This window comes from Halocynthiibacter namhaensis (assembly GCF_000812685.1).
GTDB classification, from domain to species: Bacteria; Pseudomonadota; Alphaproteobacteria; order Rhodobacterales; family Rhodobacteraceae; genus Halocynthiibacter; species Halocynthiibacter namhaensis.
This window is the reverse complement of the sequence record NZ_JWIF01000016.1, coordinates 25,472-47,191: the sequence shown is the minus strand read 5'-3', so window position 1 is coordinate 47,191 and position 21,720 is coordinate 25,472. Positions and strand designations below refer to the sequence as shown.

24 protein-coding genes are annotated in these 21,720 nt (G+C 53.0%); 16 read left to right on the top strand and 8 right to left on the bottom strand.

The window, feature by feature from the left end:
* The first annotated feature begins 76 nt into the window (after nucleotides 1–76).
* Both rpe and tal read left to right on the top strand, forming a co-directional pair.
* On the top strand, nucleotides 77–760 hold the full coding sequence (gene rpe / locus RJ38_RS03130) for a ribulose-phosphate 3-epimerase (protein WP_039017438.1): 684 nt from the start codon (nucleotides 77–79) through the stop codon (nucleotides 758–760).
* A 176-nt stretch (nucleotides 761–936) separates the two neighbouring features.
* Nucleotides 937–1,890, top strand: a complete 954-nt coding sequence (gene tal / locus RJ38_RS03125) for a transaldolase (RefSeq protein WP_039017437.1) — start codon at nucleotides 937–939, stop codon at nucleotides 1,888–1,890.
* Nucleotides 1,891–1,977: 87 nt separating this feature from the next.
* Here tal and RJ38_RS03120 read toward each other — a convergent pair whose 3' ends face one another.
* A complete protein-coding gene (locus RJ38_RS03120; protein ID WP_238321632.1) occupies nucleotides 1,978–2,712 on the bottom strand; it encodes a helix-turn-helix transcriptional regulator in 735 nt (244 codons plus the stop codon).
* 137 nt (nucleotides 2,713–2,849) lie between these two features.
* Here RJ38_RS03120 and RJ38_RS03115 point away from each other — a divergent pair, with 137 nt between their 5' ends.
* The 3 genes from RJ38_RS03115 (at nucleotide 2,850) to RJ38_RS03105 (ending at nucleotide 4,701) form a co-directional block, all read left to right on the top strand.
* A complete protein-coding gene (locus tag RJ38_RS03115) occupies nucleotides 2,850–3,206 on the top strand; it encodes a VOC family protein (RefSeq protein WP_039017435.1) in 357 nt (118 codons plus the stop codon).
* Nucleotides 3,207–3,339: 133 nt separating this feature from the next.
* The gene (locus RJ38_RS03110) at nucleotides 3,340–4,164 is read left to right on the top strand and encodes a bifunctional allantoicase/(S)-ureidoglycine aminohydrolase (protein WP_039017434.1); all 825 of its coding nucleotides are present in this window, start codon (nucleotides 3,340–3,342) and stop codon (nucleotides 4,162–4,164) included.
* A 42-nt stretch (nucleotides 4,165–4,206) separates the two neighbouring features.
* The gene (locus tag RJ38_RS03105; RefSeq protein WP_039017433.1) at nucleotides 4,207–4,701 is read left to right on the top strand and encodes a GNAT family N-acetyltransferase; all 495 of its coding nucleotides are present in this window, start codon (nucleotides 4,207–4,209) and stop codon (nucleotides 4,699–4,701) included.
* A gap of 43 nt (nucleotides 4,702–4,744) precedes the next feature.
* Here the strand turns inward: RJ38_RS03105 and RJ38_RS03100 are convergent, their stop codons facing one another.
* The 3 genes from RJ38_RS03100 to puuE form a co-directional block, all read right to left on the bottom strand.
* Nucleotides 4,745–6,100: a uracil-xanthine permease family protein gene (locus RJ38_RS03100; protein ID WP_039017432.1), complete on the bottom strand. Its 1,356-nt coding sequence runs from the start codon at nucleotides 6,098–6,100 to the stop codon at nucleotides 4,745–4,747.
* A 72-nt stretch (nucleotides 6,101–6,172) separates the two neighbouring features.
* Nucleotides 6,173–6,676: an ureidoglycolate lyase gene (locus RJ38_RS03095; protein WP_039017431.1), complete on the bottom strand. Its 504-nt coding sequence runs from the start codon at nucleotides 6,674–6,676 to the stop codon at nucleotides 6,173–6,175.
* Nucleotides 6,673–8,100, bottom strand: coding sequence for an allantoinase PuuE (gene puuE, locus RJ38_RS03090; protein ID WP_156121733.1), 1,428 nt, complete (start codon nucleotides 8,098–8,100; stop codon nucleotides 6,673–6,675). The genes RJ38_RS03095 and puuE overlap by 4 nt, the downstream gene beginning before the upstream one ends.
* Before the next feature lie 152 nt (nucleotides 8,101–8,252).
* On the opposite strand from puuE, the gene uraH reads away from it, so the two are divergent.
* The 6 genes from uraH (at nucleotide 8,253) to RJ38_RS03050 (ending at nucleotide 16,159) form a co-directional block, all read left to right on the top strand.
* Entirely contained in the window at nucleotides 8,253–8,606 is a 354-nt protein-coding gene (gene uraH, locus RJ38_RS03085) for a hydroxyisourate hydrolase (protein ID WP_039017429.1), read from the top strand.
* 1,066 nt (nucleotides 8,607–9,672) lie between these two features.
* Nucleotides 9,673–12,006: a heavy metal translocating P-type ATPase gene (locus RJ38_RS03070; RefSeq protein WP_082005608.1), complete on the top strand. Its 2,334-nt coding sequence runs from the start codon at nucleotides 9,673–9,675 to the stop codon at nucleotides 12,004–12,006.
* Nucleotides 12,006–12,404 (top strand): MerR family DNA-binding protein, encoded by a 399-nt coding sequence (locus RJ38_RS03065; RefSeq protein ID WP_039017427.1) that lies wholly within the window; start codon nucleotides 12,006–12,008, stop codon nucleotides 12,402–12,404. Before RJ38_RS03070 ends, RJ38_RS03065 begins: the two co-directional genes overlap by 1 nt.
* 125 nt (nucleotides 12,405–12,529) lie before the next feature.
* Entirely contained in the window at nucleotides 12,530–14,032 is a 1,503-nt protein-coding gene (gene glpK / locus RJ38_RS03060; protein WP_039017426.1) for a glycerol kinase GlpK, read from the top strand.
* Between the two features lie 94 nt (nucleotides 14,033–14,126).
* Entirely contained in the window at nucleotides 14,127–14,894 is a 768-nt protein-coding gene (gene yaaA, locus RJ38_RS03055) for a peroxide stress protein YaaA (protein WP_039017425.1), read from the top strand.
* A complete protein-coding gene (locus RJ38_RS03050) occupies nucleotides 14,894–16,159 on the top strand; it encodes a glycerate kinase type-2 family protein (RefSeq protein WP_039017424.1) in 1,266 nt (421 codons plus the stop codon). The genes yaaA and RJ38_RS03050 overlap by 1 nt, the downstream gene beginning before the upstream one ends.
* Here the strand turns inward: RJ38_RS03050 and RJ38_RS03045 are convergent.
* A complete protein-coding gene (locus RJ38_RS03045; protein ID WP_052245155.1) occupies nucleotides 16,143–16,469 on the bottom strand; it encodes a DUF4377 domain-containing protein in 327 nt (108 codons plus the stop codon). The two genes, RJ38_RS03050 and RJ38_RS03045, sit on opposite strands and share 17 nt — an antisense overlap.
* A gap of 500 nt (nucleotides 16,470–16,969) precedes the next feature.
* Here RJ38_RS03045 and RJ38_RS03040 point away from each other — a divergent pair, with 500 nt between their 5' ends.
* The 5 genes from RJ38_RS03040 to RJ38_RS03020 all read left to right on the top strand — a co-directional run bounded on the left by RJ38_RS03040 (nucleotide 16,970) and on the right by RJ38_RS03020 (nucleotide 19,614).
* Nucleotides 16,970–17,332 (top strand): AtpZ/AtpI family protein, encoded by a 363-nt coding sequence (locus tag RJ38_RS03040; protein WP_039017423.1) that lies wholly within the window; start codon nucleotides 16,970–16,972, stop codon nucleotides 17,330–17,332.
* A complete protein-coding gene (locus RJ38_RS03035; RefSeq protein ID WP_052245154.1) occupies nucleotides 17,329–18,087 on the top strand; it encodes a F0F1 ATP synthase subunit A in 759 nt (252 codons plus the stop codon). Before RJ38_RS03040 ends, RJ38_RS03035 begins: the two co-directional genes overlap by 4 nt.
* Nucleotides 18,088–18,150: 63 nt before the next feature.
* On the top strand, nucleotides 18,151–18,390 hold the full coding sequence (locus RJ38_RS03030) for a F0F1 ATP synthase subunit C (RefSeq protein ID WP_039017421.1): 240 nt from the start codon (nucleotides 18,151–18,153) through the stop codon (nucleotides 18,388–18,390).
* An 80-nt stretch (nucleotides 18,391–18,470) separates the two neighbouring features.
* Nucleotides 18,471–19,052 carry a F0F1 ATP synthase subunit B' gene (locus RJ38_RS03025; RefSeq protein ID WP_039017420.1) on the top strand — a complete coding sequence of 194 codons (582 nt, stop codon included), beginning with the start codon at nucleotides 18,471–18,473 and terminating at the stop codon, nucleotides 19,050–19,052.
* 4 nt (nucleotides 19,053–19,056) lie between these two features.
* Entirely contained in the window at nucleotides 19,057–19,614 is a 558-nt protein-coding gene (locus RJ38_RS03020) for a F0F1 ATP synthase subunit B (protein WP_039017419.1), read from the top strand.
* A 136-nt stretch (nucleotides 19,615–19,750) separates the two neighbouring features.
* Here RJ38_RS03020 and RJ38_RS03015 read toward each other — a convergent pair whose 3' ends face one another.
* The 3 genes from RJ38_RS03015 to RJ38_RS03005 all read right to left on the bottom strand — a co-directional run bounded on the left by RJ38_RS03015 (nucleotide 19,751) and on the right by RJ38_RS03005 (nucleotide 21,669).
* A complete protein-coding gene (locus RJ38_RS03015; RefSeq protein ID WP_039017418.1) occupies nucleotides 19,751–19,996 on the bottom strand; it encodes a hypothetical protein in 246 nt (81 codons plus the stop codon).
* Between the two features lie 136 nt (nucleotides 19,997–20,132).
* Nucleotides 20,133–20,909, bottom strand: coding sequence for a FadR/GntR family transcriptional regulator (locus tag RJ38_RS03010; RefSeq protein WP_039017417.1), 777 nt, complete (start codon nucleotides 20,907–20,909; stop codon nucleotides 20,133–20,135).
* A gap of 100 nt (nucleotides 20,910–21,009) precedes the next feature.
* Nucleotides 21,010–21,669, bottom strand: a complete 660-nt coding sequence (locus tag RJ38_RS03005; protein WP_039017416.1) for a YiaD family glycine zipper/OmpA-like lipoprotein — start codon at nucleotides 21,667–21,669, stop codon at nucleotides 21,010–21,012.
* Nucleotides 21,670–21,720: the final 51 nt, after the last annotated feature.

The window sequence follows — 21,720 nt, the reverse complement described above, 5'->3', positions numbered from 1 at the left end:
TGCGGATTGAACCTTGTATACGGCGGTAACGCTGACCTTCGGGATGATTCCCGATACTTCATGACAGGATACTCACATGGCTTTTGACCGTTCCCTAAAAATTGCGCCTTCAATTTTGTCTGCGGATTTCGCGAATTTTGGGGCGGAGATTCAAGCTGTCGAAGCCCAGGGTGCCGACTGGATCCATGTGGATGTGATGGACGGGCATTTTGTACCGAATATCACCTTTGGCCCTGACACCTGCAAAGCGATCCGCCCGCATATTAAAACGGTGATGGACGTGCATTTGATGATCTCGCCTGTGGATGCTTACATCGACGCGTTTGCCCAAGCGGGTGCGGATTTCATCACCGTGCACGTCGAAGCCGGCGCGCATATGCACCGCACGTTGCAAGCGATCCGCAGCGCCGGCGCGAAAGCTGGCATTGCGTTGAACCCCGGCACGCCCGCGTCCGCAGTTGCACCTTTCATGGATCTTGTGGATCTGGTCTGTGTGATGACAGTGAACCCGGGTTTTGGCGGTCAAAAATTCATCCACAGCTGTGTCGAGAAGGTTTCTGATCTGCGTCTTATGATCGGTGACCGTCCTGTGCACATTGAGATCGACGGGGGCGTGACGCCAGAAACAGCACCGCTTGTGCATGCGGCTGGTGCCGATGTTTTGGTTGCGGGGTCTGCTGTGTTTAAGGGCGGGTCCGTCGTTGATTCCGCGCCATATGGCGAGAATATTCGCGCGATCAAGGCCGCTTGCAAGGCATAAGAGGCCAGCCCCTGCCTGCGCTATTGCGCAGGCCACCCCGGAGTATTTCGGACAAGATGAAGAAAGAGGTTATGCCGGTGCAGAGGTTTCTTTGCTCGGTTTTCTTTTGCTCTGTCCGCCTTCCCGGGTTTCCCTTATACTGCCCTTAAATTTTGTAACCTCACAGGACCTGCCCTATGTCTTCTGCGCTTGAACAGCTTCGCTCTATGACCACCGTTGTTGCCGATACTGGCGATATTGCCGCGATTGAACGCCTTAATCCGATTGATGCAACGACCAATCCATCCCTGATCCTGAAAGCGGCAACCATGCCGGAATATGCGGATCTGGTGAAGGCGGCGATTGGCCGTGTGGACCGTGCAGGAAAGTCTGATGCGCAGGTTGTTGAAGATGCGATTGACCAGATCGCGGTTGGTTTTGGCCAGCAGATCACAGCTCTTGTGCCGGGTCGCGTTTCAATTGAGGTTGACGCGCGCCTGTCTTACGACTTTGACGCAACTATCGCCAAGGCCCGCCGTATTGTCGCGTTGTTTGACGCAGCTGGTGTGGATAAATCCCGTCTGTTGATCAAGATCGCAGCGACCTGGGAAGGTATTCGCGCGGCTGAAGTTCTGGAAAAAGACGGTATCAACTGTAACCTGACGTTGATCTTTGGTTTTGCCCAAGCGCGTGCCTGTGCCGAAGCCGGTGCTTTCCTGATTTCGCCTTTTGTGGGGCGTATCTTGGATTGGCACAAAAAGGCCAATCCTGGCACCGAATACACATCCGAAGCTGATCCCGGCGTTCTGTCAGTAACTGCGATTTACAATTGGTTCAAAACCCATGGTTACCCAACGGTTGTTATGGGCGCGAGCTTCCGTAACATTGGCGAAATCAAAGCCTTGGCCGGATGTGATCGTTTGACCATCAGCCCTGGCCTGTTGGATGAACTCGCAACCGATAATGGCGAGTTGCCACGTATGCTGGAAGACACAGGCGCGACCACTGATCGTCCGGCCGTTTTGACAGAAGCTGCGTTCCGCTGGGACATGAATGAGGACGCTATGGCGACTGAAAAACTGGCTGAAGGCATTCGTGGTTTTGCGCGTGACAGTGAAAAACTGGAAGCTATCATCGCTGATATGATTTAACATTGCGGTCTGGCGGGGCGTTTTGTCCCGCCAGATTGATGCTTGGTCCAGCTTTATGGGCCATCTGTGATGAGGACCTGTCTCAGATCACACTGATAGGTCGTCATTCGTCAAGGACGGGTGGAAATCTTCCTTTGGCAGCAGATGGAAGTGCATTCCTGTTTTGGTCGCCGAAGACATCCGGTCACAACGAAACATGCGCGGCGCATGTCTAAGCTGGTCATAGGCAACCACATACCACACAGGGTATTTTAACAGCAGGTAATGCGGAGCGATCCGTCGCTTCGATGATAGACCATCCTCGCGTGTGTATTGAATATCCAACATCTCTTGATCGATGAAAGCCTGGTGCAACGCTTGAACGACACGTTTGGGTGGGGCGCTTGCGCTGGCTTGCACGTAAGTTGATGCTGTGATTCCGATCAGAATGCGGGATTTCAACTGATTTACTTTGTGGCGCTTTTTCTTCGAAAACGAAGCTTCCAGTTGCCGACGTACAGACCCAAGGCTGGCCAGAAACATCGGTGAATCCATTTGTTCTGCAACGGCGATGCTGATCAGAAGGTCGACTGCCTCAGAATAGGTCAGGTTGACCCGACCGACGCCCCAGTTCTGATCAAGGCGTAGGCCGCCGCCGCGCCCTCGGTCGGCGTCAATCTGCATGCCTTGATCGCGCATCAACGATATATCACGGGCAATTGTCCGAGCGCTGACGCCATGTTGAAGGGCAAGGTCTTTGACCGTGCAGTGGGCGTCTTGTTTTAACTGAACGGCAAGCAGTTCCATGCGTCTTAATCGGCCAGTTGCATTTGTACGTGTCATAAAAGAAATAGGACATAAAATGACATATTTATCAATATGCAGTGAAGGGTCGAAATAGGGAACGTCGCCGCTTGCTCCAAATCCTGTCAGGTTGGAGCTTGGGGCGGGCGTGGCCAAAGCAAACCAAAGGACCCGTTATGAAAATGAACTATTTTGTTGTTGGTACAAACAACATGGAGACATCAAAGGCATTTTATGATGCCCTTTTTGCGAAATCGAACCTTCAGAGCATGTCGCCGTCGGACAGAATGACCTATTGGGTTACGGATGATTTTGCCTTCGCCGTTGCGATCCCATTTGATGAAAAATCCGCCAGCGTCGGGAATGGCTCTATGGTCGGGTTTTGCGTTGGCACATATAATGAGGTTCGCAGAATGCATGAATTGGCGATTGCGCTTGGGGGCACTTGTGAGGGGAAGCCGAACCAGCGCGGCCCGCGTTTTTCCGCCTATGTAAGAGACTTGGATGGCAATAAACTGTGCTTTTCTGACTAGGCGAATACGTCGTTCGGCGTTTTCAGGTCAGATCGATTATCAAAGAAAACAATGAATAGCTTCTGATAAGCCGGGCGCGCAATTGCCCGGCTTAATGCGTATATTGATCGCGAATGACTGAAAGGCCAAGACAATGTCAAATAGCAACTATTTCGCCCCGACCGGTGGCCACCCCCCACAAACGGATGTGATGACAGATCGTGCGATGTTTAAGACGGCATACGCTGTCATTCCGCGCGGTGTGATGCGTGATATTGTGACCTCAATCTTCCCACATTGGAATGACACAAGGGCTTGGATCATCGCGCGTCCTTTGTCAGGTTTCGCTGAGACGTTTTCCCATTATATCATGGAAGTCGCGCCAGGTGGCGGCAGTGATACGCCTGAACCTGATGCAGGGGCAGAAGCCGTGTTGTTCGTGGTTTCTGGCACCGCTGAGCTGACGCTTGATGGTAAAACGCATGTCATGTCTGAAGGCGGGTATGCCTTCATTGCACCGGGTGCGGATTGGCAGCTGAAAAACAACAGTGACGCAAATGCGACGTTCCATTGGATCCGTAAGGCGTATGAGGCCGCGCAAGGGGTTGGTGCCCCTGAAAGCTTTGTCACGCGTGAGGTCGACATGGATCCTTCCGTGATGCCGGACACCAATGGCGCTTGGTCCACAACGCGGTTCGTTGATCCTTCTGATGTGCGTCACGACATGCATGTAACAATTGTGGACTTTGAGGCCGGTGGCAGTATTCCGTTTGCGGAAACCCATGTGATGGAACACGGGCTGTATGTGTTGGAAGGCAAAGCGGTTTATCGCCTGAATGAAGACTGGGTAGAGGTCGAAGCAGGCGATTACATGTGGCTGCGCGCCTTTTGCCCACAAGCCTGTGTTGCGGCGGGGCCTGGGCGTTTCCGGTATCTGCTGTATAAAGACGTGAACCGCCATCCAAAGCTGAAGCTGTAACGTGCTTCAAACGCGGTACATTCGATCCATTGGAGGGGCGAAATGATCATTAGACCTGAGCAACCGGCGGATCGCGATGCGATCAATGCGGTGACCATCGCAGCATTTGCGACGGTGCCGTATGGCAGTGAGCATGATGGCAAGATTACGGATTTATTGCGCGAGGCCGGCGCGTTGCGTTTGTCTTTGGTCGCCGAGGATGCTGGAGAGATCTTGGGGCATGTGGCGTTTTCCCCGGTTGGGGTGGGCACCTGTACTGAGGGTTGGGTCTGCCTTGGGCCGGTGTCCGTGCGTCCGGATCGACATGGCGCGGGGATTGGATCAAAGTTGATCCGGGAAGGCCTTGAGCAGGTGAAATCTCTGTGGGAGGCCGGTTGCATTCTAATGGGAAACCCTGCGTATTACAGTCGTTTCGGATTTGAGGTGAGCTCGGATCTAAAGCTAAACGGTGAAGGCAGCCCCTATTTGCAAGCTTTGGCCTTCGGTCCCAATGCGCCCCAAGGGGATGTGCGTTTTCACGCTGCATTTGAGGAATAAGTAAACTGGCCCCGAATACATGGGGGCCAGTCTTAACAGAGGATCAGTCGAGATCGTCAGGCAGAAGCAAGTTCAGGACAATCGAGATCACAGCGGCGGGAAGTAGGCCGGATGTCATCAGGATCTTCACAGTACCACCAAGGCCAGCGAGAGCTTCAGGAACCTGTTGGAAGCCAAGACCGATAGACAGGGAGATCGCGAAGATCGCCATGTTACGCTTGTTCCAGTTCACTTCTGACAGCATGTTCACGCCAGCAGCAGCAACCATGCCAAACATCACCATCACGCCGCCGCCCAAAACAGGGTAGGGGATCGTGTTGATGATTGCGCCGACTTTCGGGATAAGCCCGCAGAGGATCAAGAAGATCGCTCCGATGGTTACGACGTGGCGGCTCATCAATCCAGTCATGGCAACAAGGCCAACATTTTGACTGAAGGATGTGTTGGGCAGACCACCGAAGGCACCGGCGATTGCGGTGCCAAGACCGTCGGCGAAGGTTGCACCCGCGATTTCTTCGTCAGTTGCTTCACGACCAGCGCCACCTTTGGTGATGCCGGATGTATCGCCTACGGTTTCAATTGCTGAAACGAAGGCCATCAGGCACATGCCGATGATGATCGCCCAGTTCAGTTCGAACCCGAATTTGAAAGGCTGTGGAAGGGCAAACCAACCCGCGTTTCCGACGTTTCCAAAATTCACACCGCCCATGAGAAGCGCCACAATGTAGCCCGCGATCAAGCCGATCAGAACGGCAGCGACCGACATGAAACCACGGGTGAAGAATTTCACACCGAGGGTGACCACGACCACGACCATTGCTTGGAACCAATTGCCAGCGCTGCCCCAAGTGGGTTTGGACCGGTTAAAGTCACCCGCACCACCCGCAGCATATTCAATGCCAACTTTCACAAGTGCGAGACCAATCATCAGAACGATGAGGCCGGTGACCAGTGGTGGCAAAGCAAAACGGAACTTGCCGATGAAAAAGCCAAGGAAGAAGTGGAAGATACCACCAACCATGACGCCGGTCATCAAGCCTGCCATTCCGGCAGTACCCGCACCCAGCACAGCCGGGATCATGATCGGCAAAAAGGCAAAGCTTGTGCCTTGAACGATCGGCAGACGCGCACCGGCAGGGCCAAGACCGATGGTCTGGATCAAGGTCGCAACGCCAGCAAAGAACATCGACATTTGGATCATATAGATCAATGCTGGAATATCAGCGCCAGGTGCGCCAAACCCAAAGCCCGCAACGCCCGCGATGATGATCGCTGGTGTGATATTTGAAGCAAACATTGCCAGAACATGTTGTATGCCTAGCGGAATTGCTTGCCTCAGTGGGGGCGTGTAGTTGGGATCGCGCATCTGTTCTGCGGTCCCTATTGTATTGTCAGCCATTGGTTTCTCCTCCCGTTTGACTATCCCTCGTAGGTCTTTACAGACCTTCTTCTAAGGCCGTTGAAACGGCTCTTATTCTGGTTTGACGACTGTCCAAGCCGTTTCAAACCAGTATTCTTCTAGGTTTTCTGCGGCGTCTCCATCCGTCGCAATTCTATCAATTACCGCAAATAGCCCGGGCGCATGCAGGGGGGTCAACACCCCGTGCCAAGTATTGCGATGAAAATTGATGGCTTGGCCCGGTTCCGTAAGGAAGGCCTGTGGTTCGCCGGGTGTCCCGTCTTCGTCCGGGGCGACAATCACCAGAAACCCGTGTTCAGTCATGGGCACAAAGGCTTGGCATCCAAGTGGATGACGTTCCATCATATCCAAAGTGTAAGGCAATGCGCGGGGCGTGGCGTTAAACAGGCTGACCCCCATACGCCCGCCATCAAAATCCAGATGGGCCTTGTCGTGATAGCGCCCGCACATGCCTTGGTTGATCAGGACATCTGGCGCGCCTTCGATCTGCATAAGATCACCGAAAGGCGCAAAAGCATCGCGCGTCATCAAAGCGGTATGGATCATGCGGCTCATAGGGCGCTTTCCAGTGTGTCGGACAGGCGATACCACGCGATGCGTTCGACTTGTTTGCAGGCTTCGGTAAACTCTGTGGCGCTGTCGTTGTTGATGCGACGTTCAAAGGCGGCCATGATTGATGCCTTATCGTTGTCACGCACGGCGATGATGAAGGGGAACCCATGTTTGGCAACATATTGCGTGTTTTGCTGAGTAAAGGCCTCACGCTCGGGGTCGGTTAGCATGTCCAGGCCTGCGCTGGCCTGTTCGGATGTGCTTTCTTCGGTTAACCGGCCCGCCGCCGCGAGCTTGCCCGCGAGATCAGGGTGCGCGTTCAAGACGCCAAGACGTGCATCATGATCGGCGGCACGAAAAGCACGACAAAGCAGGTTGTGCACACCTTCAAGGCAGTCATGCGCTGGGCCTTTTTCTAGTTCAAATGCATTTTCGGCGACCCAACTTGAGTGTTCAAAAATGCCTCCATAGGCAGTGACAAACGCCTCGCGCGGCATTTCGGACGGACGGGCCCATTGCGCAGGGGCAGGGTGATGTTCTTGCCAGTGACGCGCGATATCTATGCGGCGCGGGAACCAAACATCTTCGTGGGCTTGAGCGTATTCTATGAAATCGCGCAGGGCTTCGATACGTCCGGGACGCCCCAACAGACGGCAGTGAATACCGATGGACATCATCTTCGCTTGTCCGGCCTCACCCTCGCGATACAGTGCATCAAAACTATCGCGTAGATATCCGAAGAATTGATCACCTGAATTAAACCCCTGTGGCGTTGCGAAACGCATGTCATTGGCATCCAGCGTGTAGGGGATGATCAGCTGATCTCGGCCCTTGTGATGGCGCCAATGAGGCAGGTCGTCGTCATAGGTATCCGAGATGTAATCAAATCCACCCTCTTCGGTTACAATATCCACGGTATTGACCGAGCAGCGCCCCGTGTACCATCCCGTCGGTCGGGTGCCGGTGACTTCTGTATGCAACTTAATCGCGGCTTCCATGTCGGCGCGCTCAACATCTTCAGTCGCGTCTTTATACTCGACCCACTTCAACCCATGACTGGCGATTTCCCAATCAGACGCTTGCATCGCAGCAAGTTGTGCAGGGGATCGGGCAAGTGCTGTGGCCACCCCATAGACGGTTGGTCGGATTTCCATTTCATTGAACAGACGGTGCAAACGCCAGAAGCCAGCACGTGCGCCGTATTCGTAAATCGATTCCATATTCCAGTGGCGTTGGCCGTACCATTGGGCCGCACCAACGATTTCGGATAGAAACGCCTCAGAGGCCTCGTCCCCGTGTAGAATGCAATTTTCGCCGCCTTCTTCGTAGTTTACAACGAATTGGACGGCGATTTTTGCACCGCCCGGCCACTTGGGATCGGGGGCATTGGCGCCATAGCCAAGCATGTTCCGCGGATAGATCTGCACGTTGTGCCCTCGTCTTTTTGTTTTATTACTGTGATCTTAACGTAAAATAACGTCGTAGGTCTTCAAAAATTGCCTTAAACTGTTTACACGGGATGCGGCTTTCCTGAGGCGCGGAAGCGGGGCAGATATATGGGGAAAAGGGAGAAGATCAAATGGCAGGTTGGCTAAGCACACATGTTCTGGATACAGCGAAGGGATGCCCTGCGGAGGGGATCAAAATTCTGCTGTATCGGGTGACTGGAAACTCTCACACGAAGATTGTGGAAGCTGTGACCAATGCAGATGGGCGCACCGACACGCCGATCTTGCCCGAAGAAAAGTTCAAGACCGGCACCTATGAATTGATTTTCTTTGCAGGTGATTATCTGCGGGCCACGGGGCAAGTGGATGAGGAAATCTTGTTCCTTGATCAAGTCCCGATCCGTTTTGGGATGAACGATGAAACCCATTACCACGTGCCGCTTTTGCTGTCCCCATACGGGTGCTCAACATATCGCGGAAGCTGAGATGGCTTTGTCCGACCTGCGTTCCGGCTTTCAACTTACTTATGCGACCTGTCGTCTAAATGCCAATCGTTGTTGATGGTGATGGCCTGGAATTCTGCCGAGAGGGTAGGGGCATAATAATTGCCCTTACCACTCATAGATGTGTTGACGTCATGCTTGGAAGGCGATTTATCAATCTACCAAGTGCGTTTCCTCAACTAAATGCCTTTGCCCCCCGCTCAATGATCATGGCAGCATCGCGAACAGCCTAGACCAATGCTCTGGGATCATGCAGTCTTCAACTGCGCGGAGGTCGAAGAAAGACTTGCGCGACCCTACAAATCGATCAGAGTAAGGTACTTCCTGGCCCTCCAAGGCTTGCTTAAGCAATAGATCGAAATTGGTTGTAAAGCTTCTATTGCAATCTTGCCGTTGATAGAGCCAATCCACTTACAAAGACTGTGGTAAGGGGTCTCGTCATTTGGGTGAATTGCATCCAATTTCGTTACGATTTCATCGCAGATGCTCTTCTCAATTTTGTTCAAATCTTTCTCTGTAAGTCCTAGAACTTCACCTCCTTTTGAAACCGCCAGAAAGCTACGCAAAAACTTAGTATGTCTTCGATAATTTCGCGACCGCTATCGTTAAGTTCTTGATGTCTGGAATGAGGGGCCATTTATCTTCAGGCATAGGAACTGCGAGAGGGCAACTGGCAGAAATAAAGAAACCTATCGCTTCGTTATCGACAAAATACTTGAGGGCTCAGGGTCACGCGTGGTTTCATCAGTTTTTGAAGCATGATTTGGGTCTTTAGTTTAAGACTGTTGGTGGTGATCTGAAAGCCTGAAAAGAACCAGAGCATCGGTATGGATTTTCTGGCTGCCTTTCGCGAGCTCAATTTTGAGGTCGGCATTTCGGCTTTGAGCAGATGGGGCAGACTCAAGCGCGAAAGCACAGTGCTTGGCGCGGGTCATGTGGTCAGGCTGCTAGATATGTGTACCATTATCAATTGTGGAAAGTTTGGACTTGACCTTCCTGCGACTGGAAGGTCTATCTGTGCAAGCTCGACGATAATCAAAGGTTCGCTATGACCGATTCCAATCCGACAAATGTGCCCTCAAACAAGACATTGGTTTTTGATGTTTCTGGATTGTCTTGCGCCAGCTGTGTTGGGCGGGTTCAGCGCGCGTTGGATGGCTCTGATCTGATTTTGGGCGCGCGTGTAAATCTTGCAACCCAAACTGCCGTTGTCGATGTGTCCGATGCGAATCATAGCTCGATGATTGAAGAACTGATCGTGGGTGCGGGATATGCTGCGTCACTTCGTGTTGAGGGCGAGATGACTTCGCCCTCGCCCGATCAGGGGGGAGCGTATCGAAGTGCGTTTCTGTGGGCGGCCCTTTTGGCGGCGCCTGTTTTTATTTTGGAGATGGGGGGGCATTTGTTTCCAAGTTTCCATCACATCATTGGCCGCAGCTTGGGGCATGACAACAGCCGGGTCATCCAGTTTGTTTTGACATTCCTTGTTTTGGCTGGCCCCGGGCGCGGTTTCTTTCGCAGTGGCATACCTGCGTTGTTCAAGGGCGCGCCTGAAATGAATTCACTGGTGTGCTTGGGAACATCGGCCGCTTTTGCATATTCAACAGTCGCAACCTTTGCCCCACAGTGGCTGCCCGCTGGGAGCGATAATGTATATTTTGAATCGGCAGCAGTGATTGTCGTATTGATATTGCTGGGTCGTTGGTTGGAGGCACGCGCCAAGGGGCAGGCGGGGGCAGCGATTATGCGGTTGGTTAATCTTCAGCCTGCGGTGGCGCGGATCGAGGTGGATGGCGTAATTTCAGAGATCGCGACACGTGCAATTTTGCCCGACGACATGCTTCATATTCGTCCAGGTGAACGATTTCCTGTAGATGGCGCTCTTACCCGTGGCACTGGCTATGCTGATGAAAGCATGCTGACTGGGGAACCTATGCCGGTTGAGAAAGGCCCGGGCGATACAGTGAGTGCGGGGACTTTGAACGGGACCTCGGCCTTGGTGATGCGGGCGACGCGGGTTGGTCGTGACACGGCGATTGCGCGCATTGTGAAGTTGGTTGAGGAAGCTCAAGCCACGAGATTGCCGATCGAAAACTTGGTGGACCGGATCATCCGTGTGTTCGTGCCAGCGGTCCTTGCTTTGGCGCTGTCTGCTGGGCTGGCTTGGTTGTTCTTTGGACCAGATCCTGTGTTGTCCCATGCTTTGGTTGCTACAGTCTCCGTATTGATCATCGCCTGTCCCTGCGCCATGGGGCTTGCCGTGCCTGTTACTATTATGGTTGCAAGCGGGCGCGGAGCAGAGCTGGGTATTTTGCTGCGCAAAGGCGATGCATTGCAGCGCTTGGAACATATACGCACCTTCTGCTTTGATAAAACGGGGACGTTGACGGCGGGCCGGCCTGAATTGGTCGGTCTCTCGACGGCCACGGGTTTCGAACGTGATACTGTATTGCGCTTGATGGCGGGCGCCGAGTTGAATTCGGAACATCTTCTGGCAGGGGCGATCATGCGAGCTGCGCAAGATCGCGGCATTGAGCCTGGGCTGAACTTGGATATGGAATCTTTGCCTGGGGCCGGGTTGCGCGCCTTGGTCGACGGTCGGCGTGTCCTGATTGGAACCGAGGCCCTGATGAAATCTGAGGGTATCGATCTATCTGACCTATATGCGCCCGCGCGGGATTTCACCGGCGAGGCACAATCGGTGGTATATGTTGCTGTGGACAAAAAAGCGGCGGCTGTCGGGGCGATTGCCGATCAACTGCGTCCAGACAGTTATGAAGCGGTTAAATCGTTGAAATCAGATGGCATGCGCGTGGTGATGATCACCGGCGACGCAAAACCGGCCGCGATGGCGATGGCGAGATTGCTAGGCATCGAAGAAGTTTACGCGGAAACGCTGCCAGGTGATAAGTCCGCTGTCGTAAAAACACTTCGGCAAGATGGACCTGTTGCCTTTATTGGAGACGGCATCAACGATGCCCCCGCATTGGCACAGGCAGATGTGGGCATTGCGATGGCGGGTGGAAACGATGTGGCGACCGAGGCTGGCGACGTCATTTTGGCCAATGGTGATCCAATGTCGGTTGTGACGGCGCGGAAACTTTCATACGCGACGATGCGCAATATTCGCCAAAACCTAGCCTGGGCCTTTGGCTATAACATTTTGCTTATTCCAGTTGCGATGGGTGCGCTATATCCCTTCACCGGGCAGGTGCTATCGCCGGCCTTGGCAGCTGGGGCCATGGCTTTGTCCAGTGTTCTTGTCGTAAGCAACGCCTTGCGTTTGCGTCGGGTTGGTACAGGCTATTCCGCTTCGGGGAAATCAGCATCGCGATATGTTTCGGCGCGTGATTTGGCGACAGAGGCTAAGGTGGGTGTGTGATGAATATCAAAGAGGTATCTTTACGCACCGGGCTTCCGGCGAAGACCATCCGCTACTATGAAGAAATTGACTTGGTGCGTCCCGGACGTGCGGCGAACGGATATCGTTCCTTTGAGGGGCGTGATATACATAATCTGACGTTCCTGGCCCGTGCCCGTGCGCTAGGATTTTCGATTGAAGACTGTCGCGCTTTGTTGGGTCTCTACGAGGATGACGGCCGCGCGAGCGCAGAGGTCAAGCAGATTGCCAATAAACATCTTGCCGAAGTTGAAGGCAAAATCAGAGACCTTGAGGCGATGCGCGGTACTTTGTCAGATTTGGTTGATGCCTGCCGGGGGGATGCGCGGCCAGAATGTCCCATTTTGAACGGAATTGGCGGGACCTTCCGTCAGAATTGAACTTATTTGCGTTCAAAATGTTTGGCAGCTCAGGATTTTGCGCCTGACAGCCCGCTGTGTTGCATCTAAGGTTTCCAAAAGTGAATCCGCCTTTATCTATTGGCGGAGAAGGATTGGGCAGGACAATGACGGGTTTTATTCTGGCGATTGATCAAGGTACGACATCAACGCGTGCGATCATCTTTCAAACCAATGAGATGGGCGTACCTACGCCCCTGGCCACAGCGCAAGAAGAATTCCCGCAACATTTCCCGTCATCTGGCTGGGTGGAACACAACCCGGAAGACCTTTGGGAAACGACGCTGCGTACCTGTCGTGAGGCGCTTGTTTCGGCGGGTATTGCTGCGACGGACCTCGCGGGCATCGGCATAACCAACCAACGCGAAACGACAATTGTGTGGGACAAAGCAACAGGCCTGCCGGTTCACAACGCTATCGTCTGGCAAGACCGCAGAACGTCCGAATATTGTGACGCATTGCGTGAGCGTGGTTGTGAAGCAGAAATCACATCAAAAACGGGCTTGCTGTTAGATCCTTATTTCAGTGCAACCAAGTTGCGGTGGATCCTTGAGAACACCAAAGACGGGCGTGTCCGCGCACAATCTGGTGCGCTATTGTTCGGGACTGTTGATACATTCCTTATTTGGCGTCTTACAGGGGGGGCGTCCCATGTCACTGACGCAACAAATGCTGCGCGCACGATGCTGTACAATATACATGATGGGTGTTGGGATGCAGATCTGTTGCAGCTGTTTGATGTTCCCGCTGCAATGTTGCCCCAAGTTACGGATTGTGCCGCTGAATTCGGGGTGACTGGGCCGCATGTGTTCGATGGGGATGAAGTGCCTATATTAGGTGTTGCAGGTGATCAGCAAGCGGCCGCCATTGGGCAAGCGTGCTTTAAACCTGGCATGATGAAATCAACCTATGGCACAGGGTGTTTTGCATTGATGAACACCGGTGACAAGCCAGTGGCTTCTACAAATCGATTGCTTACAACCGTGGCCTATCAACTGGATGGAAAAACGACTTATGCGCTTGAAGGCGCGATCTTTGTGGCCGGTGCCGTTGTGCAGTGGTTGCGCGATGGGCTGCAGATGATTGGTCATGCCCGTGAAACCCAAGCATTGGCGCAATCTGCCGATCCAGAAGCGGTTCTGACGTTCGTGCCTGCCTTTACGGGGCTTGGTGCGCCTTATTGGAATCCGAACTGTCGGGGTGCAATTTTTGGCCTCACACGAGGATCCGGGCCAGCGGAAATTGCGCAGGCGGCTTTGCAAAGTGTTGCGTTTCAAACCCGTGATTTGGCGCAAGCGATGAAGGCTGATTGGTCTGAGGGGCAGGGGGATACTGTGTTGCGTGTGGATGGTGGTATGGCCAATAGCGATTGGACGATGCAGGCGTTGGCGGACCAACTTCAAGCGCCGATTGATCGGCCGGTCGTAACGGAAACCACTGCGCTGGGCGTTGCATTTCTGGCCGGGATGCAAGCGGGGATATGTCCTAGCCCGGATGAATTTGCCCAATCTTGGGCGCTTGACGCCAGGTTTGAGGCACAACAATCACGCGCAGACAGTGATGTGGACTATGCGCGTTGGCAAGATGCCGTGGGCCGCCTTTTATCTTAGCCAAAACCAGGATTTCCCGATCATGTGATTTGCTTTCCTTTGGGCAAGCTATACACAAACACCATAAATCAGAACCCGTGAAAGGAATTGCTTCATGCTTGCCCTGTTGTCTCCGGCCAAAAGCTTAGATTTCTCAGCCGCCCCAGAAGGGGTTGCGCATACGATGCCGGATTTCCAAGAAGATGCAAACCGCTTGGCGTTGATTGCGAAGAAGCTATCCGTTGAGGATCTGCGCAAATTGATGAAGATCTCTGAAGGTCTTGCTCAATTGAATGTGAACCGCTTCAATGCGTTTGGTAAGTCTTCAACAGCAGAGAACGCCAAACAAGCGTCCCTTGCGTTTACGGGGGACACTTATCAAGGGCTGCAGGCCTGGGATTTCGACGCAAGTGATTTTACATATGCACAAGATCATCTGCGCATCTTGTCTGGGCTTTATGGTTTGTTGCGCCCGTTGGATTTGATGCAGCCCTACCGTTTGGAAATGGGAAGCCGCCTGGAAAACAAGGCAGGCAAAAACCTATATGCCTATTGGGGCGATCGCTTGGCGAAGGCGGTCGATCAGATCTCAGAAGGCCCTGCCGTGGTGAACCTTGCGTCGAATGAGTATTTTAAAGCGGCTGGTACGAAGGCCCTGAAGACATCGGTCATCACGCCCGAGTTTCGTGAGGAACGCGGCAATGAATTGAAGATGATTGGCTTTTACGCCAAGCGTGCGCGTGGCTCGATGGCGCGTTACATGGTGCAAAATCGTGTGGATCGGCCTGAGGGTTTGAAAGACTTCAACACCGATGGCTACGGCTTCCGTGCAGATTTATCTGACGCTAAAAAATGGGTCTTCACACGGTCCGAAGCGGCATAATGCTGTCGGGTCCTGAAAGCTTTTTGCGCAAGTGTTTTTCAATTGCGGTCGCTGCTGCGGATCCGATGAAAACCATTCCTGTTGCGTTGCCTGCGCGCCCCAAAGGGCGCGTTGTCGTGATTGGGGCGGGCAAAGCCTCTGCACGCATGGCCGAGGCTGTGGAAAGTTGCTGGGGTCAATGTGAGGGTCTGGTGATTACCCGGTATGGCTATGGCCGGCCTGTTGATGGCATCGAGATTGTTGAGGCGTCGCACCCTGTGCCAGACAAATCGGGGCATGAGGCGACCGAAAAGATGTTGGATCTGGTTGCCGGATTGGGGCCCGATGACATGGTGCTAGCGTTGATCTCTGGTGGTGGGTCTTCTTTGTTATGCGCGCCTGCGAATGGGCTTGATTTATCTGACATGCAGTCGGTGCATCAGGCTTTGTTGGAAAGTGGTGCGCCGATTGGTGAAATGAACGTCATTCGTAAGCACTTGTCACGCATTAAGGGCGGGCAGTTGGCGGCGGCGGCCTTTCCGGCGGAAATGCTATGCTTAATGATATCAGATGTGCCTGGGGATGACCCTGCGGATATCGCATCTGGCCCCACAGTCGGCGAGATGACGACAGTGTCAACCGCGCAAAATATTGTAACCAAGCGTGAAATACCCTTGCTCCCATCGGTGCAACGGGTCTTGACCCAACCTAGCACTGTTTGCCGTCCTGATGATCCCCGGCTGGCCAAAGTTGTAAATCAGGTTATCTCTGCCCCGATTCAATCCTTGGACGCAGTTGCCAAGTTCGCTCGCGATCAAGGTGTTGACGTATGCATATTGGGTGATGCCATTGAGGGGGAAGCCCGCGATGAGGCCCATCGCCAAGTCGGCCTTTTGCGTGACCTGCAAGGGAAACGGACAGACGCCGAGGCACCTTTGTTGGTGTTGTCAGGGGGCGAGTGCACCGTTTCAGGTTGGGGTGGGGGAATTGGTGGCCCTAACGCAGAATTCGCTCTTGCTGCGGCGATCGCATTACAAGGACAAAGCGGAATTCACATGCTGGCCTGCGATACAGATGGTGTAGACGGCGCTGATGAAATTGCCGGAGCTGTTGTTGATCCTAAGACGCTGGCCCGTGCCCAATCACTGGGGCTTAACCCGAATGATATGCTAATGCGCAACGACAGTCACAGTTTTTTCAAAGCGCTAGAAGCACAGGTTATTACGGGGCCGACGTTGACCAATGTGAATGATTTCCGTGCGTTCCTCATTACGGATCCGTCGTAGCCACGACGGGAATGGCGCTGATCACACGTACCAAACGGTAACGATAGTATCCAACGTCATGCAGGATCTCGCCCGGTGCTGCACGCGGGGATTTCTCGACTTCAAGCTGATAGGTTGTTCCCGCGATATGGGTGAAATCCTCAATGCCATCGTAGAAAAGCTCGCCGTCAACAACCAGACATTTCATTGGCATCATACCATGGCAATCAACCCGCTGCGGGGCGACTGCGACCTGCATCAAAACGGGCGCTTCTGGTTCTGGGTGATTTCCAGAGTAGACGTTGTCTACGCCGTCGATATCAGAAGGCATCACCGGTGTTGTGGTTTCACAAGCCGAGAGAGGGGCGCGAGTAGAAGAGTAAGGGCGCAGAAACGGAAGTGGTTCATCATCGGGTTCCTTATGGTTTGTACTGATATTGGGGCGCGACTTCCTGATCTACAGGGGAAAATATGCATCAATACATCATGGTCCCCAATTCCGAGGTGGCGTTGAGCATGCGGACGCGACGGTCAGGCGACGGGAATTGCGTTGCGACCAGTTTCTTTAGGTACTCGGTTGGGTGCGCTTGTGACGGGCATTTGCGAGAGGCAAAATCTGTCTCGTACTGACACTCAACCAATAAGTTGAATAAAGAGATGTGAGGTTAGTCACACGTGATCGGAGAACTCTGTGGGGTGGGTGATTTTTAAATACATATCTTTATCGTTTTTTATCAACGTGTTGTGAGGTGGTATCTTTGTTTTAGCTAATGTTGACTCTGGACGCGTTGATGCCTAGGTTCGCGGCAAGTTTCCAAAGGGGCCTTTTTGATGTCTGAACAGCCCGATCCACAACGCCTAGCGGCGCTAGAAAATCGGATCGACGCGCTGAAAAAGACGCAAGAAGAAACGCCACCGATGGAAAGCCACCATTCCATGGCCTCAGCGGCTTGGCGGATGGTAACAGAGCTTGTAGCCGGTCTAGCGATTGGTTTTGGCGTCGGATGGGGGCTGGATACAGCCTTGGGCACGACGCCCTTCCTGATGGTGCTATTTGTGCTTCTGGGTTTTGTTGCTGGTGTTCGGGTCATGATCCGCACGGCACAAGAAATCCAAGAGCAAAGAATTATGGCAGAGAAATCTGTCCCTGAGACACAGGCGGATATCACCGCCACAGAGACGACGAGGAAATGACCGTGAGCGCAGCAGCAGCACCAAGTGGTTTGCAAATCCACCCAATGGACCAGTTCAAAATTTCACCGTTGTTCGGAAATGGTGACGTTACGTGGTGGACACCAACAAACGCCACTCTCTGGATGGTTTTGGCCGTTGTTTGCGTCGTTGTGATGATGGTCATGGGCACCAGCCGCCGCGCAATCGTTCCAAATCGCAGCCAGTCCATCGCGGAAATGGCTTATGGTTTCGTTTATAAAATGGTTGAAGATGTAGCTGGCAAAGACGCTGTTGGTTTCTTCCCATATATCATGACATTGTTCATGTTCATCGTGTTTTCAAACTTCTTGGGTCTGATCCCAATGAGTTTCACCACGACATCCCACATTGCGGTAACTGCGGTTCTGGCGATGCTGGTATTCTTGACCGTAACCATCGTGGGTTTCGTCAAGAACGGCACGGCGTTCCTTGGCCTGTTCTGGGTATCTTCAGCACCATTGGCCTTGCGCCCGGTTCTGGCGTTGATCGAAGTTATCTCATATTTTGTACGCCCGCTGAGCCACTCTATCCGTCTTGCGGGTAACGTGATGGCCGGTCACGCTGTGATCAAAGTGTTCGCTGGTTTCGCTGGCGTCATGGGCATCGGTGCAATCCTGCCGATCTCTGCGATCGTTGCGGTGTACGCCCTCGAAGTTCTCGTGGCCTTTATCCAGGCTTACGTTTTCACCATTCTGACCTGTGTGTATCTGAAAGATGCACTGCATCCGTCCCACTAAGACATGCGCAACAGGAACTGAACCTAAACAACTAATACTCATTCCATCGTAAGGAGAAACATCATGGAACTCGTAGCAGCAGCAGCACTCGGCAAATTCATCGGCGCAGGCCTTGCAGCCATCGGCTCAGGCGCAGCAGCAATCGGTGTTGGCCACGTAGCCGGCAACTTCCTCGCAGGCGCACTGCGTAACCCATCTGCAGCAGCAGCTCAGACAGCTACTCTCTTCATCGGCATCGCGTTCGCTGAAGCTCTGGGGATCTTCTCGTTCCTCGTAGCTTTGTTGCTGATGTTTGCTGTTTAAGACCTAACAGAACATTCCTTACGCACGGGGGAACTGTTACCCAGTTCTCCCGATGTAACCGAAGGCTCTGAGGGGACGACATGTCAAACACTACAGAAACGGCAACTGACGCCTCCCATGGCGCTACTGAAACTGCACATGGTGCGGTTGATGCGGCTCATGAAGCTGCAAGCGGTGGCCTACCACAACTTGATTTTTCAACGTTTGGGAACCAGATTTTCTGGCTCGCCCTTGCGCTGATCGCAATCTTCTTTGTGCTGTCCAAAGTGGCCTTGCCACGGATCGCGTCCGTTCTTGCAGAACGCCGTGGGACTATCACAAATGATATTGCTGCTGCAGAAGACTTGAAAGTGAAAGCACAAGAAGCTGAAGAGGCCTATAATCAGGCTCTCGCAGATGCGCGTGTGGAAGCGGCCAAGATCGTTGCAGATGCAAAAGCAGATATTCAAGCAGACCTTGATGTGGCAATCGCGAAAGCGGACGCAGACATCACTGCAAAAGCCGCGGAAAGCGAAGCAGCCATTGCTGAGATCCGTGCTGGTGCCGAAGCAGCCGTCAAAGACGTTGCCAAGGATACTGCTAAAGAAATCATCGCTGCGATGGGTGGGAAAGCCGATGCGCGTTCCGTGACCTCCGCTGTGACCGCACGGATGAAAGGGTAAGAACATGAAAAAACTCACCGTTCTTTTTGCACTTGCTGCAACCCCGGCTTTCGCCGCTGGCGACATTCCGTTCTTCTCGCTGTTCAACACCAACTTTGTTGTGCTTCTGGCCTTTATCGCATTCATCGCCGTTTTGGTGGTTGCTAAAGTTCCTGGGATGCTGGGTGGGCAATTGGACGCGCGTGCCGAAGGCATTCGTTCTGAATTGGACGAAGCCCGTGCTCTGCGTGAAGAAGCGCAGACTTTGCTGGCCTCATATGAGCGCAAGCAAGAAGAAGTCAAAGAGCAGGCTACACGTATTGTTGCGCATGCCAAGATGGAAGCTGAAGAAGCTGCTGAACTTGCGAAAGAAGATCTGAAGTCTTCCATCGCACGTCGTCTGCAAGCTGCTGAAGATCAAATTTCCTCTGCAAAAAATGCAGCTGTTAAAGAAGTACGTGATCGTGCTGTGACAGTTGCCGTTGGTGCAGCAAGCGATCTGATCGCGAAGAAGATGACTGCGGCCGAAGGTAATTCTTTGATCGACGCTGCAATTGTTGAAGCTGAACAACGCTTGAACTGATACTTCTTTACTTACAAAAAAGGCCGGTCAAACATTTGTTTGATCGGCCTTTTTGTTTTGAAACGATCACGCAATACAAACGAATTGCACGATGATAACGCCCGTTGGGGCGCTACCCTAGGTCTTATTCGATCGCTTAGCGCGCAGTCAGGAGACGATTACCTTCTGAGATACAGACACGGTTGCCTTCTTGGATGCTCATGCCAGCTGGTACAGCAATCGCTTCGTCCCAAAGAACTTGATCCAAAGTGTAAAGTTGGCAAATCACAGTGCCCTTTTCAGTTTGAACTTGAACTGGGGTCGTTGCGTAAGATTGTTGGTCAATACATCCTGATAATGCGCTAGCTGCGACCAGGCTGCCGATTAATAGCATAGACTTCATTGATAACTCCTAGGTACTTTATAAGTTCATTCTAGCATTACTGTAGGAAATCTAAAAAAACAATTTCCGTTTCGATGATCTTGGCATTTCTTTGTAGACCGTGCCATTTTTGAATAAGCGTTGCTTCTGCCCGTATTCAGCCAGGTAGGTCACTGACTTCATTGGATAACCTCAGCTGGGCGATTGACTCGTTCTCGTCCCGGCGCTTTTGTGAGAGCAGACAACTTGAAACATATTCCATATGCGCTTCACAGGCTGCGCGTGCTGCTTGGGCATCTCGCGACTGCAATGCGTGGTTGATACTTCTGTGTTGTTCCAACATCGTGTCAGACATGGTTCCATGTTGGAACATCGTTCGACGATTGTAAAAAACGCCTTGCTGGAGAAGATCGAACATCGACCGCATCATGTGCAGCATCACGACATTGTGGCTGGCCTCCATGATCGACAAATGGAACTCTGCGTCCAATTCTGCGGCGCGGGCGTCTTGATCATTGGTGTGCGCGATTTCCATTTTTTTGAAGATCGCATCAATGACCTGTAGGTCTGTGTCAGACCCATCGAGCGCCGCGCGTTCTGCTGCAAGCCCTTCCATGTCGCGTCGAAAGCTGACGTAATCCAACACGGCGCGGTCATGACCTGCAAATAGGGTGACCAGCGCGGCAGAAAATGCAGACCCAAGTACTTCGGTGACAAAGATCCCTGACCCGGCCTTGCTTTCCAGCAATCCCTTGCGTTGCAGTGACGCGATCGCTTCGCGCAGGGAAGGGCGCGACACACCAAGGCGTTCAGCCAAGTCACGTTCTGCTGGAAGGCGGGCCCCAGGACGCAGTATGCCCTGTAGTATCAATTCTTCGATTTGATGATCGACGGCCTCAGCGAGCTTTTGCGGCTGGATTTTTTGGAATGGCATCGGCGCTCCCGTTTTGGTCCAATTATATGACCAGTTGAGCGAGCTGACAAATTAAAAGGGGCCGGGAAAGACCCGACCCCTTTATGACGTGATGCTAAGATCAGTTGGTTGGGCTAATGATGATGTCAACGCGGCGATTTTGTGCGCGGCCCTCTGTGGTCAAATTCGTTGCTACAGGTTCGTTCTCGCCACGCCCAAACGCGCGGATTCGATTTCCTGAGACACCTGAGTTGCGCAGCACTGAGGCAACTGAGGTGGCACGACGTGAAGACAGATCTTGGTTATAGCTTGCTTCGCCCGTGTTGTCCGTATGGCCGATGATATCGACGGTGCTGTCTGGGTATTGGTTAAGGCTGTTTGCCAATGTCCGTAGGTCGCCCTGAAGATCGCCACGCAGGTTTGCACTGTTTGTTGCAAAGAGAATATCCTGCGGCATAGATACGGTCAGTGAATCGCCGTTGTTCACAACATTTACATCATTGCCCAAATCGCGGCGCAATTCGTCAGCCTGTCGATCAAGAAGGCCGCCAACACCTGCACCCACGAGACCACCCAGAACACCCCCAATTGCAGCGTTCTTCAGGCGATCGCTGCCACTGTCTTTGGTGCCACCCAGAACGGCGCCAATCCCGGCCCCAATCAGCGCGCCATTTTGCGCGCGCGAGTTGCCATTGCGGGGCTCGGGACCTGGGGTCATACAAGCGGTCAATGCGATGGTGCTTGCGCATAGGACTGCAACGGAAGATTTTACACGGATCATGATGTGCCTCATTTCATTATTTGTTTCGTTGTGAAAATATATAGGCATGAG